Genomic DNA, 18,821 nt, shown 5'->3' with positions numbered 1-18,821 from the left:
TAGGTGCAGCCATGCCCGCTATCCGTATTGGCATCAACCCGATTTCATGGAGCAACGATGACCTGCCCTCGCTGGGCGGTGAGACACCCCTCAGCACCGCGCTGAGTGAAGGCAAGCAGATCGGCTATGAAGGGTTTGAACTCAACGGCAAGTTCCCCAAGAGTGCTCAAGGCGTCGCTGATGTCCTGCGCCCTTACGACTTGGCCCTGGTCTCGGGCTGGTACTCCAGCCGTCTGGCACAACGTTCGGCCGCCGAAGAAATCGACGCCATTGCCAGCCACGTGCAGCTGTTGGCGCAAAACGGCGCCAAGGTGCTGGTGTACGGCGAAGTGGCCGACTCGATTCAGGGCCAGCGCATTCCCTTGGTTGAACGCCCGCGTTTTTATACCGAACGGGCCTGGCAGGACTATGCCGACAAGCTCAATGAACTGGCGCGCTTCACCCTGTCGCACGGCATCCGCCTGGCGTATCACCATCATATGGGCGCTTACGTCGAGTCCCCTGCGGACATCGATACCCTGATGCGCCTGACCGGGCCTGAAGTCGGCCTGCTGTTCGACGCCGGCCACTGCTACATGGGCGGCGGTGAGCCGGTCGAGGTGTTGCGCACGCACATTGACCGGGTCTGCCACGTGCATTTCAAGGACGTGCGCAAGCCTGTGGTGCAACTGGCGCGCAACAACCTGTGGAGCTTCCCCGATTGCATCATCAACGGCACGTTCACGGTGCCGGGGGACGGCGACATTGATTTTGGCGAGTTGTTGGACGTCCTGCTGGCCGCCGACTACCACGGCTGGCTGGTGGTAGAAGCCGAACAGGACCCGGCCGTGGCGCCCAGTTTTGCCTACGCGCAAAAAGGGTTTCAAACCTTGCGCGCGCTGCTGGACGAGAGGGGGCGGGCATGAATTTACTGATTAAACGCCAGAAAACGGGCCAGCCCCTGGTGCAGCTGCCCTCCGGTGCGCTGGAGTATGTGGGGTTCAGTGCTTATCGGCTGCACGCGGGCGAGACCTTGCCGGTGACGGCCGGGCAGCAAGAGCTGTGCCTGGTGTTGCTCAGCGGGCGGGCGAACGTTTCCGGTGAAGCGCCCGGGCAGGGCGTGTTTCAGTGGGAGGGTATTGGCGATCGTGAGTCGGTGTTTGAGGACAAATCGCCCTTTGCTGTTTATCTACCACCCGGCAGTCAGGCGCAGGTGCACGCGCTTAACGAGGTCCATATCGCCGTCTGCGCCGCCCCCGGTGTCAGCACGGCCGGGCTTGGGCCTCGGCTGATTACCCCGCAGAGCATGAAACGCAGTGTGCGCGGCAAGGGCGCCAATACCCGCTATGTGTGCGACATCCTGCCCGACACCGAGCCTGCCCATTCGCTGCTGGTGGTGGAGGTGCGCACGCCGTCCGGACACTCCTCCAGCTACCCGCCGCACAAGCACGACACCGACGACTTGCCGCACCAGAGCTTTCTCGAAGAAACCTATTACCACCAGATCAATCCACCGCAGGGCTTTGTGTTTCAACGGGTCTACACCGATGACCGCAGCCTCGATCAGGCAATGGCCGTAGAGAACAGCGACCTGGTGGTGGTGCCCAAGGGCTATCACCCGGTCAGCGTGCCTTATGGCTATGAGTCGTATTACTTGAACGTGATGGCAGGGCCCAAGCGGGTCTGGCAATTCCACAATGACCCGCAACACAGCTGGCTGATGGACCTTTAACTTTTAGGAGAACACTACGCATGAGCACGACCCCGGTGATTGGCCACTACCTTGACGGCCACGTTCAGGATGCTGGCAGCGAACGCTTCAGTGATGTCTTCAACCCGGCGACGGGCAGCGTGCAGGCGCGTGTGGCCCTTGCCACCCAGCGCACCGTCGATGACGCTGTCGCGTCCGCCCTCAAGGCGTTCCCGGCGTGGTCGGAACAGTCATCACTGCGCCGCGCCCGGGTGATGTTCAAGTTCAAGCAACTGCTGGACGAGCATCACGACGAACTGGCGCAAATCATCTGCCGTGAACACGGCAAAGTCTTCTCTGACGCCAAGGGTGAAGTCACCCGCGGGATCGAAATCGTCGAGTACGCCTGTGGCGCGCCGACACTGCTCAAAACCGATTTCAGCGACAACATCGGCGGCGGTATCGACAACTGGAACCTGCGCCAGCCACTGGGCGTCTGTGCAGGTGTAACGCCGTTCAACTTCCCGGTGATGGTGCCGTTGTGGATGATTCCGCTGGCATTGGTGACCGGCAACTGTTTTATCCTCAAGCCCTCGGAGCGCGACCCGTCCGCCAGTCTGTTGATGGCACGTCTGCTGACCGAAGCCGGCCTGCCGGACGGCGTGTTCAACGTGGTGCAAGGGGACAAAGCCGCAGTCGATGCACTGTTGCAACACCCGGACGTTGAAGCCATTTCTTTTGTCGGCTCAACCCCCATTGCCGAGTACATCTATCAGCAAGGGACAGCGCGCGGCAAGCGGGTTCAAGCGCTGGGCGGGGCCAAAAACCACATGATCGTGATGCCCGATGCCGACCTCGATCAAGCGGCAGACGCATTAATGGGAGCTGCCTATGGCTCGGCCGGGGAGCGCTGCATGGCGATCTCGATTGCCGTCGCAGTCGGTGATGTGGCCGATCAGTTGATCGAGAAACTGTTGCCGCGCATCGACCGGCTCAAAGTCGGCAACGGCCTTCAGCCCGACAGCGAAATGGGCCCGCTGGTGACGGCGGAGCACCGGGCCAAGGTGATCGGCTTTATCGATCAGGGCGTGGCCCAAGGCGCACAGCTCATCGTCGATGGTCGTGAGCTCAAGGTGCCGGGTGCCGAGCAGGGCTTTTTCGTCGGCGCCACGCTGTTCGACCAGGTGACGCCCGACATGAGCATTTATCAGCAGGAAATTTTCGGCCCGGTGCTCGGCATCGTTCGCGTACCGGACTTCGCGAGTGCGGTGGCGTTGATCAATGCTCATGAGTTTGGCAACGGTGTGTCCTGCTTTACCAGCGATGGCGGCGTGGCGCGGGCGTTTGCACGCACGATCAAGGTCGGCATGGTGGGGATTAACGTGCCCATTCCGGTGCCCATGGCCTGGCACTCGTTCGGCGGCTGGAAGCGCTCGCTGTTTGGCGATCATCATGCGTATGGCGAAGAAGGCATTCGTTTCTACAGCCGTTACAAAAGCGTGATGCAACGCTGGCCTGACAGCATCGCCAAAGGCCCTGAATTCAGCATGCCAACGGCCAAATAATCATCGCTCACAACGCTGCGGAACCGGACCGCCGGTTGCCGCAGCTGCTGTGCAAGTTCAAGGGTGCAGACATGACGACAACACGACTGACCATGGCCCAGGCGCTGGTCAAGTTTCTCGATAACCAGTACGTCGAAGTGGACGGGGTCGAGAGCAAATTTGTGGCCGGGGTGTTTACGATTTTTGGCCACGGCAACGTGCTGGGCCTCGGGCAGGCGCTGGAACAAGACAGCGGCAGCCTGGTGGTGCATCAAGGCCGTAACGAACAGGGCATGGCCCACGCGGCCATCGGGTTTGCCAAGCAACACCTGCGGCTCAAAATCTACGCCTGCACCGCGTCGGTCGGCCCCGGCGCGGCCAACATGCTGACGGCCGCCGCCACGGCCACTGCCAACCGTATCCCGCTGTTGCTGTTGCCGGGGGATGTGTACGCCAGTCGCCAGCCCGACCCGGTTTTACAACAGATCGAGCAGTTCCATGACTTGAGCATCAGCACCAACGATGCCTTTAAAGCCGTGAGCAAATACTGGGACCGCATCAACCGCCCGGAACAGTTGATGAGCGCCGCTCTCCATGCGATGCGTGTGCTGACCGATCCCGCCGAGACGGGTGCCGTGACCCTGGCCCTGCCGCAGGACGTTCAGGCTGAAGCCTACGATTACCCGGATTACTTTCTGCAAAAACGCGTGCACCGTATTGATCGACGCGTGCCGACGGTAGCGATGCTGGCCGATGCGCAGGCGATTGTGCAGCGCAAGCGCACGCCGCTGATCATCTGTGGCGGCGGCGTTAAATACGCAGGCGCCAATGCCGCGTTGCAGGCGTTTGCCGAACGCTTCGGGATTCCGTTCGCAGAAACGCAGGCTGGTAAAAGTGCCATCGTGTCAGCGCACCCGCTGAACATGGGCGGTATCGGTGAAACCGGATGCTTGGCGGCCAACCTGCTGGCGCCGCAGGCGGACCTGATTATCGGCATCGGCACCCGCTATACCGATTTCACCACGTCGTCCAAATCGTTGTTCAAGCACCCGGAAGTCGAATTTCTGAACCTCAACGTCAGCCCCTGTGACGCGCTCAAGCTCGATGGCGTGCAACTGATTGCCGATGCCCTGGCGGGGCTGCAAGGGCTGAGTGAATGCTTGGCGGCCAGCGGCTACCACGCGCAATGGGGTGACGCACCGCATCAGGCCAGGGCACAACTGGAGGCTGAAGTGGACCGTGTATTTCAGGTCGACTACCAACAGCCGGACTTCACGCCCGAAATCAGTGACCACATGGACCCCGCCGTGCTGCGTGAGTTTATCGAGCTGACCGGTTCGTGCCTGACCCAAAGCCAGGTGTTGGGCGTACTCAATCACAGCCTCGACGACAGCGCTGTGATCGTCGCGGCCGCAGGCAGCCTGCCCGGGGATCTACAACGGGCCTGGCGCAGCAAGGGCGTGAACACTTACCACGTGGAGTACGGCTACTCGTGCATGGGCTATGAAGTCAACGCCGCATTGGGGGTCAAGCTGGCCGAACCTGCGCGCGAGGTCTATGCGTTGGTGGGTGATGGTTCCTACATGATGCTGCACTCCGAGTTAGCCACATCGATTCAGGAGCGCCAGAAAATCAACGTGGTGCTGCTCGACAACATGGCATTCGGCTGCATCAACAACTTGCAGATGGGCAACGGCATGGACAGCTTCGGCACTGAGTTCCGTTTCCGTAACCCTGAGACCGGCAAGCTGGACGGCGGCCTGGTACCGGTGGACTTTGCCATGAGTGCAGCGGCTTACGGTTGCAAAACCTATAAAGTCAGCACCCTTGAGCAACTTCATGCGGCGCTGGCCGATGCCCGGCAGCAGACGGTGTCCACCCTCATTGATATCAAAGTGCTTCCCAAAACCATGATCCACGGCTACCTGTCGTGGTGGCGTGTGGGCGTGGCGCAAGTGTCCACCAGCGCACGCACGGCCGAAGCCGCGAAGCACCTAAACCGTCAGCTCGCCCACGTGCGGCATTACTGATTGCAACGCTCTCTTATAAATCCAACAGGAGTCTGCACATGTCGTTGAACACTCAAGCCTTGAAGTTGGGCGTAATCGGGACCGGCGCGATTGGCCGTGATCATATTCGTCGTTGCAGCCAGACCTTGCTCGGCAGTCAGGTGGTGGCGGTCACGGACATCAACCTGCAACAGGCGGCGCAGGTGGTTGCCGAGCTGGGCATAAGCGCCGAGGTGTACCCGGACGCGCACGCGCTGATTCAGGCGGCTGAGGTCCAGGCCGTGCTGGTCACGTCCTGGGGGCCGAGCCATGAAGAATATGTGCTGGCGGCTATCCAGGCCGGCAAACCGGTGTTTTGCGAAAAGCCGCTGGCAGTAACGGCGGCCGGTTGTCGCAACATCGTCGACGCGGAAATCGCCCATGGCACACGGTTGGTGCAAGTCGGTTTCATGCGCCCGTACGACGCGGGTTATCAGGCGCTCAAGGCCGTCATCGACAGCGGCCAGATCGGCGAGCCGCTGATGCTCCATTGTGCTCACCGCAACCCGCGAGTGGGTGAGAACTACAAAACTGACATGGCCATCACGGACACTTTGATCCATGAGCTGGACGTGTTGCGCTGGTTGCTCGACGACGATTATGTGTCGGTGCAAGTGGTCTTCCCGCGCAAAACCAGCAAAGCGTTGGCGCACCTGCGGGACCCGCAAGTGGTGCTACTGGAAACCGCCAAAGGCACGCGCATCGATGTGGAAGTATTCGTGAACTGCCAATACGGCTATGACATTCAATGCGAAGTGGTGGGTGAAACCGGTATTGCCAAACTCCCGGAGCCGTCGCAAGTGCAGCTGCGCAGTGAGGCCAAACTGTCGAATGCGATTCTGATGGATTGGAAAGATCGCTTCATCGCGGCCTATGACGTCGAGCTGCAAGCCTTTATTGACGGCGTGCGTGCCGGGCACGTTGGTGGCCCTTCTGCATGGGACGGTTTTGCCGCCGCCGTGGCAGCCGATGCCTGCATCGAAGCGCAGCAGAGCGGGGCAATCGTAAAGGTTGAACTGCCGCAACGTCCGCGCTTTTACGGCTGACGCCTCTTTATTGCCCCCCCTGCGTAGTCGCTGCCGAGTAGCGTGAGGCTGCTAGCTTTCCCTCATCCTTGCGCTGCTCAAATCCGATCACAGATCTATCAAGGAGTATTGTCATGCGCATTGGACTGGTCGGATTTGGCCAGGGTGGCCGCTTTTTTCACGCGCCGTTGATCGCCAGTCTGCCCGGCGTGACCTTCGCGGGTGTGGTCACGCGCTCAGCAGAGCGCCGTCAATTACTGGCCAACGATTACCCCGCAGTCAGGCCCTTTGACAGCCTGGCGCAACTGGCAGAGGCCGGGGTTGACCTGTTGGTGATCAGCGCGTCGCTGCACGGGCGAGCCGAGGTGGTGATGCAAGCCATCGAGCTGGGCATTGCGGTCGTGAGTGACAAACCATTCGCTGCCGACACTGTGCAAGGGCAACAGCTGATGGACGCTGCAGAGCGTCAAAACGTGTTGCTGAGTGTGTATCAAAACCGGCGCTGGGATTCGGACTTTCTGACCGTGCGCAAGCTGATTGATGCCGGGGCATTGGGGACGGTCACGCGCCTGGAGTCATTCATCGAGCGGTATGCGCCTGCGTCGGCAGGCACTACCAGCGGCGGCGGTGTGCTGCGCGATTTGGGCAGTCATCTCGTGGATCAAGCGCTGCAACTGTTTGGCCCGGTGAGGTCGGTGTACGCCGAGATGGCGAGCAGCCCTCAAGCCCCGGACGTTGACCACAGCTTCTTTATGGCATTGACCCATCGCAATGGCGTGGTTTCCCACCTCGGCGCCAGCGTCCTGCAAAACAGCCCGCGCCCGCGTTTTCGGGTGAGCGGTACTTCGGGTTGTTACAGCGTTGAAGGACTGGACGGGCAAGAAGCGGCGTTGCTCGCAGGTCGCACCCCCAAAAGCGAAGGGGATCACTGGGGGGCTGAAGAACATCGACGCTGGGGGTGGTTTGAACAGGGCGAGGAGCGGGAAAGGGTGCCGTCCGAGCATGGGGGCTGGGATCAGTACTATCGGCAAATGATTGCGGCCGTACAAGGGCAAGGGCCTGTACCGGTGTTACCGCTGGAAGCCGTGCAAGCGTTGCAGGTGCTGGATGCTGCGCGACGCAGTGCGCAGCTGGGCGAAGTTGTGACGTTGGCTGAGGGTTAAAATAGAAAATAGAGCGCTATAAATTCTAAAATCAGTTGATGTAGAAATTATTTTCCAATAGAGTCAATTTCAGCTTAGCGCCACCAAGTACCGCATCTATAAAATCAACAAGAATGTGGAGACTGCCCCAAATGAAACCCAGCTTACGTATCGCATCCCTTGCCCTCTCGATCCTCTTCGCCAGCGGCGCGGCCCTGGCCGATGTCAACATTGGCGTGAGCATGTCGCAGTTCGATGACACTTACCTGACGTACCTGCGCGAGTCGATGAACGACAAAGCCAAAACCTACCCCGAAGGGGTCAAGTTGCAGTTTGAAGACGCCCGTGCAGACGTGGTCAAGCAACTGAGTCAGGTCGAAAACTTTATCAGCCAAAAGGTCGACGCGATCATCGTCAACCCGGTGGACACGGCGACTACCAACCGTATTACCAACGCCGCCGTCGCGGCAGGGATCCCGCTGGTGTACGTCAACCGCCGTCCCGACAACCCCGACCTGCCGCAGGGCGTAGCCACAGTGGCTTCCGATGACCTTGAAGCCGGGCGCATGCAGATGCAGTACCTGGCCGAGAAGATGGGCGGCAAGGGCAATATTGTGATTCTGCTCGGCGATCTGGCCAACAACTCCACCACTAACCGCACCAAGGGTGTGAAAGAGGTACTGACCAAGTACCCCGATATCAAAATCGCTCAGGAGCAGACCGGCGCCTGGTTACGGGACAAAGCCATGAACCTGACCAATGACTGGATCACCCAGGGCCAGGCGTTCGATGCCGTAGTCTCCAACAATGATGAAATGGCCATCGGTGCCGCGATGGCGCTCAAGCAGGCAGGCGTTGCGCAAGGCAAGGTCTTGATTGCGGGCGTCGACGGTACTGAAGACGGTGTGCGGGCGGTCGAGAAGGGCAATTTAACCCTCTCGGTATTCCAGGACGCCACCGGGCAGGCCAACGGCTCAGTCGAGACGGCGCTGAAAATGATCAAAAAGGAGCCCTACGAGCAAGCGGTCTGGGTGCCATTCCAACGGATCACCCTAGACAACGTCAACCAGTATAAAAAGTAGTCGTCAACTCAACCCCACAACAACAATAAGCGGTGAGGCTCAGGCCTCGCCCGCTGTCCCGGCACAGACCGGGGCACCTGAGGAGTACTGGCTATGCTCGCGTCAGCGACTGTTTCAAGGACCCCGCCCGTGGCGTCTGCCCCTGACGCCACCACGCAGGATGCGCCCTACCTGTTGGAAGTGGTGAGTGTCAGCAAGGGCTTCCCTGGTGTGATTGCCCTGGATGACGTGCAGCTGCGCGTGCGCCCCGGCTCAGTGTTGGCGCTGATGGGCGAGAACGGCGCCGGCAAGTCCACCCTGATGAAAATCATCGCCGGTATCTATCAGCCCGACGCAGGGGAGTTGCGCTTGCGTGGCCAACCCGTCTCCTTCAATGGGCCGCTGGCGGCCTTGCAGGCCGGGATTGCCATGATTCATCAGGAGCTCAACCTGATGCCGCACATGAGCATCGCTGAAAACATCTGGATCGGCCGCGAACAGCTGAACAGTCTGCGCATGATCGATCACCGCCAAATGTACCGTTGCACTGCGCAACTGCTGGAGCGCTTGCGCATCAACCTTGATCCGCAGGAGCTGGTCGGCCACCTGAGCATTGCCGAGCGCCAGATGGTTGAAATCGCCAAGGCGGTGTCCTATGACTCGGACATTCTGATCATGGATGAACCGACCTCGGCCATTACCGATAAAGAAGTCGACCACCTGTTTTCGATCATTGCCGACCTCAAGGCGCAGGGCAAAGGCATCATTTACATCACCCACAAAATGAACGAAGTGTTCGCCATCGCCGATGAAGTGGCGGTGTTCCGTGACGGCGCCTACATCGGCCTGCAACGTGCCGACAGCATGGACAGCGACAGCCTGATTTCAATGATGGTAGGCCGCGAGCTGACGCAATTGTTCCCGGTGCGGGAAAACCCGCTGGGGGAGTTGCTGTTGTCAGTGCGTGACTTGCGTCTGGACGGGGTGTTTGACGGTGTGTCGTTCGATCTGCATGCCGGGGAGATCCTGGGGATCGCCGGGCTGATGGGCTCGGGCCGCACCAACATCGCCGAAACCCTGTTTGGTATCACCCCGAGTGATGGCGGTGAGGTTCAGCTTGACGGTCAGGCACTGCGCATCACCAGCCCCAACCTGGCGATTGAAAAGGGCTTCGCGCTGTTGACCGAAGACCGTAAGTTGACGGGCCTGTTTCCTTGCCTTTCCGTGTTGGAAAACATGGAAATGGCGATCCTGCCGCATTACGCCGGCAACGGTTTCATCCAGCAAAAAGCTCTGCGCGCGTTGTGCGAGGACATGTGCAAGAAGCTGCGGGTCAAAACCCCGTCGCTTGAGCAGTGCATCGACACCCTGTCCGGAGGCAACCAGCAAAAAGCCTTGCTGGCGCGCTGGTTGATGACCAACCCGCGGCTGTTGATTCTGGATGAACCGACCCGTGGCATTGACGTAGGCGCCAAGGTCGAGATTTACCGGCTGATTTCATTGCTCGCCAGTGAAGGCATGGCTGTGATCATGATTTCTTCGGAGCTGCCTGAAGTGCTGGGCATGAGTGACCGGGTCATGGTCATGCATGAAGGTGTGCAAATGGGCACGCTGGATCGGGCCGACGCCACTCAAGAGCGTGTCATGCAACTGGCCTCCGGCATCACGGCGATTCATTAACCGTTTCAGCACGCCGGCCGCGTCTGGGCCGGTCGTACCGCAGAGTGAGAGGGCACATGTCCATGAACGCAATAACTGATAACAAACCTGCCATGGCACCCAGTAAATCCCGTCGCCGCTTTCCGACTGAACTGAGCATCTTCCTGGTGCTGATCGGCATCGGTCTGGTATTCGAATTGTTCGGCTGGATCGTGCGTGACCAGAGCTTTTTGATGAACTCCCAGCGCCTGGTGCTGATGATCCTGCAAGTGTCAGTGATTGGTTTGCTGGCGATTGGCGTGACCCAAGTCATCATCACGACCGGGATTGACCTGTCTTCGGGGTCGGTGCTGGCCTTGTCGGCCATGGTGGCCGCAAGTCTGGCGCAAACCTCGGACTTCAGCCGGGCCGTGTTTCCTTCGCTGACCGACTTGCCCGTGTGGATCCCGGTGGTCGCCGGGCTCGGGGTCGGGCTGCTGGCCGGTGCCATTAACGGCAGCATCATCGCCATTACCGGCATACCGCCCTTTATCGCAACCTTGGGCATGATGGTGTCCGCCCGCGGTCTGGCGCGCTATTACACCGAAGGCCAACCGGTCAGCATGCTGTCTGATTCCTACACGGCCATCGGCCATGGCGCGATGCCGGTGATCATCTTTCTGGTGGTGGCGCTGATCTTCCACATTGCCCTGCGTTACACCAAATACGGCAAATACACCTATGCCATCGGCGGCAACATGCAGGCGGCGCGCACCTCGGGTATCAACGTCAAGCGTCACTTGATCATCGTCTACAGCATTGCCGGGTTGCTGGCGGGGTTGGCGGGCGTGGTCGCCTCGGCACGCGCGGCCACGGGCCAGGCGGGCATGGGCATGTCCTATGAGCTGGACGCCATTGCGGCGGCCGTGATTGGCGGCACCAGTCTGGCAGGCGGGGTAGGGCGAATTACCGGCACCGTGATTGGCGCGCTGATCTTGGGCGTCATGGCCAGCGGCTTCACCTTTGTGGGGGTCGATGCCTATATTCAGGACATCATCAAGGGCTTAATCATCGTCGTGGCGGTGGTGATCGACCAGTACCGCAACAAGCGCAAACTTAAGCGCTGACAGGGCTGTGTAGCGTCCCCGGCAATCGCCGTCTCTTAAACCTGACCCTCGTTGGCGATAACGCACGCGAGGGTCAGGTTTTTGTGCTTTAAAAGGGGGCGATTTCAGTGAGTGCATTGAATTTCTTGCCGTCAATGCACTCCATTAGCCTCTGCGTGACATGTTTTTCGTCTTTTTCCAGGTTTTGCTGGACAAATTGCTGTCATTTCAGTTGCTGAGTCGATAACTCGGCCGTAGACTGCCGCCCCTCGTAAATTGAGTGCCGGGTGGCGCTTGAAATAGATAGCACCTAACTGGTTGGGATGAAGATCGGTCAGGACGCTCCCTAATTCGCCTTAATGCACGTATTTTTTATAGAGAAATCAATGACAAAGGATAAGTTGCTGGCCATGCCGGCGGATGACTACATGAATGCCGAGCAACATGCTTTTTTCACTGAGCTGTTGCAAAACATGAAGGTCGAAACCCACGAGCGGATTGAGCAGAATCGCATCGCGATCGAGAGCCTGGACACCCCGGCCGACCCTGCAGACGCCGCTTCGGTTGAAGAAGAGCGTACCTGGCTGGTCAACGCGATTGACCGTGACCAGCGCATGCTGCCTCAGCTGGAACAAGCGCTGGAGCGCATCAAGGACGACAGCTTTGGCTGGTGTGACGACAGCGGTGACGCCATTGGCCTCAAACGCCTGTTGATCAGCCCGACCACCAAGTACTGCATCGAAGCTCAAGAGCGTCACGAGCAAATCGACAAGCATCAGCGTCAGGCCTGAGCCTGACCTCGCCGGGCCGCGCCAAGCGGCCCCGGTAGCGCTATTGGCCAAGCAGCCGTCCTGGCTGGCACTCGGCATTTTCTTGTGACACCTGCGTACACATCCGTCCAACATTGAGCTGGCTGGCGCATTTTTGCACCCTTATATTGGCTCGCGCAGTGTGCACGAGGACCACTTACTAGAGGGGCACAGGTGTGATGAGTCATTCCAGCAACACAGGAAGGGTGTTGCGGGTCGGTGTCTTTTTTGATGGAACGGCCAATAACCAGTACAACAGCGAGTTGGGGCAGGCGCGTCGGGCACAAGGCCTGACGGTAGACCCCACTAGCAGCTATGCCAGCGTCCCCACCAATATTGCCCTTCTTCACCGGCACTACCCCGTGCAGTCGGCCTTTGAGGCTGATGGCATCAGGATGACGTCGCTCTATATCAGCGGTATCGGGACCACCACCGGCAAGGCGGATACACGCTTTCCGGCGCAGACCTACGGCCGCGGCAGTACCGGTGTAGTGGGCAAGGCGAAAGAGGCGCACGCACGGCTGTTGCAGTGCCTGATGGAGGCTGTTGAGGTATTGCCGCCTCGTGCCTTGCAGCGTGTGCAGCTGGATCTGTTCGGCTTCAGCCGGGGGGCGGCGGCAGCGCGGCATTTTGCCAATGAGGTGAATGCCACCCGATTCGATACGCTGTTCGAACTGGCCCCGGGATTCACCTGCGAGATTAATTTCATCGGGCTATTTGACACAGTGGCGGCCATGGGCGGTCTGGTAGACGTGGGCAACATCAGTGATGACGTGAACCCCGGGCTCAATCTGTATCTGGGCCCGGACAGTGCTCGCCACGTGGTGCAGCTCAGTGCGCGGGATGAGGTGCGGCGCAATTTTGCCCTCAGTCGAATTGCCCCGCAGTGGCCGATGGACGTCGCCGTTCCGGGCGTACATGCGGACGTCGGTGGAGGCTATCCCCTGGAGATGCTGGAAGACGTCTTACTCACGCGGTGGAAAACCAACCTGGTGAGCCCGGGCACTTCGCCAATGCTCACCCAGGCCTGGAAGGCCACTGCAGCTGAGTTGCCGTTGTGGCAGGCGCGGGATTTACTGGACGATACGGACCCTCAGGCCCTGCTGGAAATTCGCACAGCCTCGCATCAGCTAGGCACCCGCAAAGATCCGCTCCAGCGCGTGCAGGCAGCGATTTATATGCGACGGCGTGTGTATGGGCATCTGTCACGGGTGTATTTATGGGTCATGCACACGTTGGCCCGTGAGCAAGGGGTGCCTTTCAAGGCACTGTCAGACACGGCCGATACGCGATTGCCTGAAGCGTTGCTGCCCATTGCAGACAAGCTTCTGATGCACGTAATGACCGGGCGCATAGCGTTGAGCCATGAAGACGAGCGGTTGCTTCGCCAGCGCTACATTCACCAGTCTGCGAACTGGAATGCAGCAATTGGTGACGGGATTGGCGCAGTCGATCAAGCATTTTTCAACCTGCCTCAAGACGGCGGGCGCCTGGTTTACGATCAACACGATCCACTTTTAGCCTGAGCGTGTGACGGTATTGTTACCGCTCATGCAATTCAGCTATGCGTGGCATAGCTTTTTCCTGCGGCATTTAGTCACTAAGATGGCCGACATCGTTAGGAGACTAACTAATCAGGTGGAGTGGCCATCATGCGTAATCAAGTCGATATCGCCGTAATGATTGGGAGCGGGGTGCCCAAGGGCATGCGCGACGCCGGACAGAAAGCCTGCTGGGTGGTGTTGGTTAATGGAGAGCAACGCGGGACCGCGTTTTCAACGCGCGCTGAAGCCCAAGAGTGTCAGTCAGCCTGGTTGGCGCAGTTAAGCGCCAACCCTGTGGGAATACGCCTTCAGGCGTGAACCGATTCGTGCAGGCGTACATTCAGTTCGTCGACCGCTAGCGCCCACGGACCGTCTTCAGCCAGCTTCTCTTTCAGAAAACTCGCTTGCGCCGTTGACCAGAAGGGCGCCTCGCCCAGCTTCACGTCTTCAGCCAAAAAATGGTCTGCAACGAATTGCTCGATGGAAGCTCTATCTGCATCCAGGCCGAGCTGGTTGAACAGGTTTTCCAGCGTGATGGGTGTCTCGTCCATGTTCATCTCCTGAGGCAATTAAGTGAGTACACGGTATGTGAGGCCGTTGAACCCTGAGAGTTCGACCCGATGTGCGTGTAGCACTGTAGACCATGGCTTCAAATGGCGAGATTAACGCTGCCGATCAATGCTTTTTCGACTTCGAAGAGTGAGCTGAGTGCAACAGAGGCCGCACTGTTGAGCGAGACTACCTGGCTTTTCGCCTTCATGATGGCGGCCATGCGTGCCTCATCATTGCGATAGCGCCCGGCTTTGACAGCGGCCATCCGCGCATTGGCCTGGCGCAGTTGCTGCTGAAGCTGTTCAAGGCGTTTCTTCAGCAGTTTGATGCGCTTTTGCAAGGCTTCTATCGGGCTGTCGCCGGACGAATCCGGGCGTTGTGTATTAGCACGCAGCATGTGCTGCACCAGACTGGGCGCTGCGGCAGGTGCCACGGAGTCTTCCGTCAGAACCGCACGATAGTCAGCAAGGCGAGGGGCTGAATTCAAGTTAATCATCAGTGATGCCCTTAAACAGTACTCACCCAGGCTATCGGCCTGCTGCTGCGCTTCTTGAGCGAAAGGGCGGGGCTCAGGCGTTCAAGGCGCCCGCATCCACGGCTTCCTTCAGGGCTTTTGCAGCTTCTTTGCCTGCGACTTCAGCAACATCGGCAGTTTTGAACCAGCGGTCTTTCTCGACCTGGTGGTAGGTGATGGTCTTGAGAGGGGGTTTGGCACGCATCACAATCACTGCCTGAAACTCGCCATCAACTTCTCTGGCGTCACCGCGGATAAAAAATTCGCCAATATCAAATTCCGTCACGTGTCACTTTCCCTTGGAGGTAATGGAGCCAGGTCGACCCGGCGGCATGGGCCGGGTCGATTGTTGCGCGAGTATGGCAGTTGTTGACAGGCAGTGGCGCAGTTAAGTCATTGAACTGACGAAAGCGATGTTTTCAAAGAGGGGCTGAACCCGGTAAACCGGGCTGTGTTCTTTCAAGCTGGCTTGCCAGTGCGCAGGCTTCGTAGTGAGAGCAACGAAAGCCCCTGATCTGGCCGGTATGGGCTTCTCGCACATGAAAAAAGCCGTGACTGATCGGTATCACTTGATAGTGGTGGGATTGTGTATACCCAAAATCGGTGTGGAGCCGGTAGAATGGCCCACCGTCAACGGGGTCGCCTGTGCGATGAGCGTCATTGACGGGTGAGGCACGAAAATCTGATCTGTCCATGGAACGACTTCCTTTGTTTAAATTGTCATAGCAACAGGTTTTTCGTATCGAGGCTCGGACGCACTGAAACGTCGGCCTTCGGCGTTCGTCTATTTGTAAGGTTTTTTTTTAAAACGCTGCGTCAGACATTACGTCTTTAAAAGCAGGTTTCTCCCCTAACTGCGCTAGTCCGTTTCGTCGTTTAAATCTGCGGCTACGTACTACAAACGCCCGTACATATTGCGCGTGGCGTCGGGGCGGGAATCCTTCACTCTGATGGCTTGCAGTCACTTCTGAACCCGTGGTTCAGGAGGTTTTGCTGAACGCAGATTTCAAAATCGGCAAGTTAAGGCTTGCTATTCGCTGCCTGTCTTTTTTGGCAGTACAACTTCATATTTCGAGGGTTTTTCGTTGGCAGTCAGCAATCTGGAGATGCATGCGTTGTTTGTGTTGGGTGACCTGCGAGCGCGTCTGGTCAAACTGTTTCAATCCCGTTTCGTGTATGTCACCGAGCAGACGGCTGAAGATACTTACATGGCCGAAATCGATACCGAAGCCGCATTGGTCGTCGATGACAAACCGGGCTTGAAGTTGAAGGTAGGCGATCACTTCACTGCGGCGGTACTTGCCAGCCGTGAAGGCGGGAAGTTCGAGATCAAGTTCCGCGAGATCAAAATGACCATTTATGGCATTGGCGACTATGCCTATGTCAGCTCGCCGCAAGGCGAAGGCATCGTGTTCAAGGAAGGTCAGCGGGTGATGTTGGTGTTCGCCGCCAATGAACAACTGGCCACGGGCCTGAGCAAAACCCTGAAGGCGGTCACAGCCAAAGCGGCGAAGTGGCGCAAAGGTGAGTTGACCTTCAAGGCCAGCAAAGAGTGACAGTGCCACGCGGCGAATTTCATCGCCAGCATCAAGAACAGGCAACGGCCAAGGCTGTTGAATTGTTGGCCCGGCAGCCCGAGATGGGCAATGGTTGGCTTACGTGGGTCGCCGGGCAGTTGTACACGCTGCGCCCGGCAGAATACGCAAGCATGGTGCGTCGCGAGCTGGCACGGCTGCAGGACGCACCCTGACTGGCAGGTTCAGCGTCGCTCCCTGGGCATCCCGAGGGCGCGTTCGGCAATGATATTGCGCTGAATTTCGTTGCTGCCGCCGTAGATGGTGTCGGCGCGGGTGAATAAAAACAGCGACTGCAGGCGTGTCAGCGCATAGGGCGCGCCAGCCAGCAGCTCGGCTTGTGGCCCCAGTACGTCCATGGCCAGCTTGCCCAGTTCAAGGTGCCAGGTGGACCACGCCAATTTGTAGATGGTCGCTTCGGGGCGCAGGCTCCCGTCCTGCGGGCCGGACAACATGCGCAACGAGTTGTAGCGCAACACGCGCAAACCGCTCCAGGCTTGCGCAATGCGCTGGCGCAGAACCGGATCTTGCGCCGCACCATTGGCCTTGGCAATGCGCACCACCTCGTCCAACTCATTTTGAAACTGCATCTGCTGGCCCAGCGTTGAGACGCCGCGCTCGAACCCCAATAGCGCCATGGCGATTTTCCAGCCTTCGCCGGGCTGACCGATCAGGTTGTCTGCCCCCGTGCGCGCCTGATCAAAAAACACTTCGTTGAATTCACTGGTGCCGGTCAATTGTTTGATGGGTTGCACCGTGATGCCTGGCTGGGCCATGGGCACCAACAAAAACGACAGACCGTGATGACCCTGGCTGGCGGGCTCGGTGCGCGCCAGCACAAAACACCAGTCGGCTTCATGGGCCAGCGATGTCCAGACTTTTTGCCCGTTGATCAACCATTCATTGTGCTGCGCGTCGAAGCTGGCGCGGGTCTTGATGTTGGCCAGATCGGAGCCCGCGCCGGGCTCGGAGTATCCCTGACACCAAAACTGTTGCCCGGCCAAAATCGGTGGTAAAAATCGCTGCTGTTGCTCCGCTGTGCCGAAGGCCGCCAGCGTCGGCCCTACCAGGCCTTCGCCGATATGCCCCATGCGCCCAGGGCCGCCAGCGCGTGCATATTCTTCGTAAAAGATCACTTGCTGATTGATGCTCAAACCCTGGCCGCCGTGTTCAGTAGCCCACCCGGCGCCAATCCAGCTGCCTTTGGCCAGCTCTTGCTCCCAGCGTTTGCGCAACTGCGGGGCAAAATCCTCATCGCCCGGTCCGCCGCGAAAACGCAGAATGCTGAATTCACCGCTCAGGTGCTGTTGCATCCACTGCGCCACGTGTTGACGAAACTGTTCGTCTTTCGCGCTGAAGCCAATATTCATGCCTGCTCCCCGAAGATCTGTCTGGCCAATTGCTCGCGATGGAAGGCGGGTGATCCCCACAATTGTTCACTGGCCCGCGCGCGCTTGAAGTACAAATGCGGGTCGTATTCCCATGTGAATCCCACCCCCCCATGCAATTGAATCGACTCGCCCGCGCATTGGAAGAAACCTTCGCTGGCGTGAATTTTGGCCGTGGCGGCGGCCTCAGCCAGTTGCTCGCGCACGTGAGGGTCTGCATCGATGTTCAGGCACGCATCAGCGATGCACGCGGCGTAGTAACTGGCCGAGCGTGCGCATTCAACGGCCAGCATCAGGTCGGCGCAGCGGTGTTTGATGGCCTGAAAACTGGCAATGCTTCGTCCGAATTGCTGACGTTCGGCGATGTAGGCCAGCGTCATGTCGAGCGACTGTTGGGCGCCGCCGGTTTGTTCGGCCGCCAAGCCCACGCAGGCAAAATGCAAGGTGTCGCGCAGCAGCGCCCAGCCCTGGCCGGGTTCGCTGAGTAGCTGCTCATCGCTTAATACGACGTTTTCAAGGGTGATGCGGGCCAGGCGACGGGTCTGATCCAGGGTCGGCAAGGTTTCTCTGACGAGCCCCGGTGTATCGGCAGGCAAGGCGAATACGCGAATGCCGGCTTCCCCGACGCTGCCCGGCGTGCGGGCCGCAATGATCAACAAGTCGCAATCGGCGCCGTCGATGACATTCAGGTACTCGCCGCTGAGCTGGTAGCCGCCTTTATGAGGCGTGGCATACACCACGATGCTGCTGTCGTCCCAGCGTTGAGTGTTGGTGTAGCTCAGGCTGGCGGTGATCTCGCCGGCTGCCATCAACGGCAGCCAGTGAGATTTGAGTGCCTCGTTACGGCTCAGCAACAAGGCGGGGAGCGCGAGGCAGCAAGTGGCATAGAACGCAGAGGGCAGCAGGCAGCGCCCCAGTTGTTCCTGCAACAAACAGACCTCAGCAAACCCTAATCCCAATCCACCGTAGAGTTCTGGAATCGCCAGGGCTGGCCAATAGAATTCCTGCGCAATCTGCGTCCAGGTGTGTGGGTCTTGACCGCGTTCACTGGCCATGGCGCTGCGTACGGCATCGGAGCTGGCGACCTGCGCCAGAAAGCGCTCCGCAGACTGTTGGATCATCCGCTGCTCATCTGTCAGGGCAAGCTGCATACCGGCTCCTTATCCTAATTATTGCATTGAGGCGGCCAGCATGAAGTTGCGTGATC

The 18,821-nt window shown here is 59.0% G+C and carries 20 protein-coding genes; 15 read left to right on the top strand and 5 right to left on the bottom strand.

The window, feature by feature from the left end:
- Positions 1 to 11: 11 nt before the first annotated feature.
- The 12 genes from iolE (at position 12) to HBN61_RS10745 (ending at position 13,904) form a co-directional block, all read left to right on the top strand.
- On the top strand, positions 12 to 905 hold the full coding sequence (gene iolE / locus HBN61_RS10800; protein WP_170046750.1) for a myo-inosose-2 dehydratase: 894 nt from the start codon (positions 12 to 14) through the stop codon (positions 903 to 905).
- Positions 902 to 1,711, top strand: coding sequence for a 5-deoxy-glucuronate isomerase (gene iolB / locus HBN61_RS10795; RefSeq protein WP_170046749.1), 810 nt, complete (start codon positions 902 to 904; stop codon positions 1,709 to 1,711). The genes iolE and iolB overlap by 4 nt, the downstream gene beginning before the upstream one ends.
- A gap of 20 nt (positions 1,712 to 1,731) precedes the next feature.
- Positions 1,732 to 3,234: a CoA-acylating methylmalonate-semialdehyde dehydrogenase gene (locus HBN61_RS10790; RefSeq protein ID WP_094993361.1), complete on the top strand. Its 1,503-nt coding sequence runs from the start codon at positions 1,732 to 1,734 to the stop codon at positions 3,232 to 3,234.
- 71 nt (positions 3,235 to 3,305) lie between these two features.
- Complete coding sequence (gene iolD / locus HBN61_RS10785) at positions 3,306 to 5,243, top strand: 3D-(3,5/4)-trihydroxycyclohexane-1,2-dione acylhydrolase (decyclizing) (protein ID WP_170046748.1); 1,938 nt, start codon at positions 3,306 to 3,308, stop codon at positions 5,241 to 5,243.
- A 38-nt stretch (positions 5,244 to 5,281) separates the two neighbouring features.
- The gene (gene iolG / locus HBN61_RS10780; RefSeq protein WP_094993362.1) at positions 5,282 to 6,307 is read left to right on the top strand and encodes a bifunctional inositol 2-dehydrogenase/D-chiro-inositol 1-dehydrogenase; all 1,026 of its coding nucleotides are present in this window, start codon (positions 5,282 to 5,284) and stop codon (positions 6,305 to 6,307) included.
- Between the two features lie 113 nt (positions 6,308 to 6,420).
- Positions 6,421 to 7,449 (top strand): Gfo/Idh/MocA family protein, encoded by a 1,029-nt coding sequence (locus HBN61_RS10775; protein WP_170046747.1) that lies wholly within the window; start codon positions 6,421 to 6,423, stop codon positions 7,447 to 7,449.
- Between the two features lie 131 nt (positions 7,450 to 7,580).
- On the top strand, positions 7,581 to 8,510 hold the full coding sequence (locus HBN61_RS10770) for a sugar ABC transporter substrate-binding protein (protein WP_170046746.1): 930 nt from the start codon (positions 7,581 to 7,583) through the stop codon (positions 8,508 to 8,510).
- A 93-nt stretch (positions 8,511 to 8,603) separates the two neighbouring features.
- Positions 8,604 to 10,169, top strand: a complete 1,566-nt coding sequence (locus HBN61_RS10765; RefSeq protein ID WP_170046745.1) for a sugar ABC transporter ATP-binding protein — start codon at positions 8,604 to 8,606, stop codon at positions 10,167 to 10,169.
- Positions 10,170 to 10,231: 62 nt separating this feature from the next.
- Positions 10,232 to 11,254: an ABC transporter permease gene (locus HBN61_RS10760; protein ID WP_047274971.1), complete on the top strand. Its 1,023-nt coding sequence runs from the start codon at positions 10,232 to 10,234 to the stop codon at positions 11,252 to 11,254.
- Positions 11,255 to 11,619: 365 nt separating this feature from the next.
- Complete coding sequence (locus tag HBN61_RS10755) at positions 11,620 to 12,024, top strand: TraR/DksA family transcriptional regulator (protein WP_047274833.1); 405 nt, start codon at positions 11,620 to 11,622, stop codon at positions 12,022 to 12,024.
- Between the two features lie 197 nt (positions 12,025 to 12,221).
- Positions 12,222 to 13,568, top strand: a complete 1,347-nt coding sequence (locus HBN61_RS10750; RefSeq protein ID WP_170046744.1) for a phospholipase effector Tle1 domain-containing protein — start codon at positions 12,222 to 12,224, stop codon at positions 13,566 to 13,568.
- 126 nt (positions 13,569 to 13,694) lie between these two features.
- On the top strand, positions 13,695 to 13,904 hold the full coding sequence (locus HBN61_RS10745) for a hypothetical protein (RefSeq protein WP_170046743.1): 210 nt from the start codon (positions 13,695 to 13,697) through the stop codon (positions 13,902 to 13,904).
- On the opposite strand, the gene HBN61_RS10740 is transcribed toward HBN61_RS10745, so the two are convergent.
- The 3 genes from HBN61_RS10740 to HBN61_RS10730 form a co-directional block, all read right to left on the bottom strand.
- Complete coding sequence (locus HBN61_RS10740; protein WP_170046742.1) at positions 13,895 to 14,137, bottom strand: DUF2789 domain-containing protein; 243 nt, start codon at positions 14,135 to 14,137, stop codon at positions 13,895 to 13,897. The two genes, HBN61_RS10745 and HBN61_RS10740, sit on opposite strands and share 10 nt — an antisense overlap.
- Positions 14,138 to 14,235: 98 nt before the next feature.
- Positions 14,236 to 14,634, bottom strand: a complete 399-nt coding sequence (locus HBN61_RS10735; RefSeq protein ID WP_170046741.1) for a hypothetical protein — start codon at positions 14,632 to 14,634, stop codon at positions 14,236 to 14,238.
- A gap of 73 nt (positions 14,635 to 14,707) precedes the next feature.
- Positions 14,708 to 14,938, bottom strand: a complete 231-nt coding sequence (locus HBN61_RS10730) for a hypothetical protein (RefSeq protein WP_170046740.1) — start codon at positions 14,936 to 14,938, stop codon at positions 14,708 to 14,710.
- Positions 14,939 to 15,143: 205 nt separating this feature from the next.
- Between HBN61_RS10730 and HBN61_RS10725 the strand changes: the two genes are divergently transcribed.
- From HBN61_RS10725 to HBN61_RS10715, 3 genes are all read left to right on the top strand, one after another.
- Positions 15,144 to 15,323, top strand: coding sequence for a hypothetical protein (locus tag HBN61_RS10725; protein ID WP_141232180.1), 180 nt, complete (start codon positions 15,144 to 15,146; stop codon positions 15,321 to 15,323).
- Between the two features lie 414 nt (positions 15,324 to 15,737).
- A complete protein-coding gene (locus tag HBN61_RS10720; RefSeq protein WP_169965618.1) occupies positions 15,738 to 16,208 on the top strand; it encodes a hypothetical protein in 471 nt (156 codons plus the stop codon).
- Positions 16,205 to 16,402: a hypothetical protein gene (locus HBN61_RS10715; protein WP_094993371.1), complete on the top strand. Its 198-nt coding sequence runs from the start codon at positions 16,205 to 16,207 to the stop codon at positions 16,400 to 16,402. Before HBN61_RS10720 ends, HBN61_RS10715 begins: the two co-directional genes overlap by 4 nt.
- 9 nt (positions 16,403 to 16,411) lie before the next feature.
- Here HBN61_RS10715 and HBN61_RS10710 read toward each other — a convergent pair whose 3' ends face one another.
- Positions 16,412 to 17,596, bottom strand: coding sequence for an acyl-CoA dehydrogenase family protein (locus tag HBN61_RS10710; RefSeq protein WP_170046739.1), 1,185 nt, complete (start codon positions 17,594 to 17,596; stop codon positions 16,412 to 16,414).
- Positions 17,593 to 18,765 (bottom strand): acyl-CoA dehydrogenase family protein, encoded by a 1,173-nt coding sequence (locus HBN61_RS10705; protein WP_170046738.1) that lies wholly within the window; start codon positions 18,763 to 18,765, stop codon positions 17,593 to 17,595. Before HBN61_RS10705 ends, HBN61_RS10710 begins: the two co-directional genes overlap by 4 nt.
- Positions 18,766 to 18,821 lie beyond the last annotated feature (56 nt).

Source organism: Pseudomonas sp. WS 5071 (assembly GCF_012985765.1).
GTDB classification, from domain to species: Bacteria; Pseudomonadota; Gammaproteobacteria; order Pseudomonadales; family Pseudomonadaceae; genus Aquipseudomonas; species Aquipseudomonas lundensis_A.
This window is presented reverse-complemented; position numbering and strand designations above follow the sequence as displayed.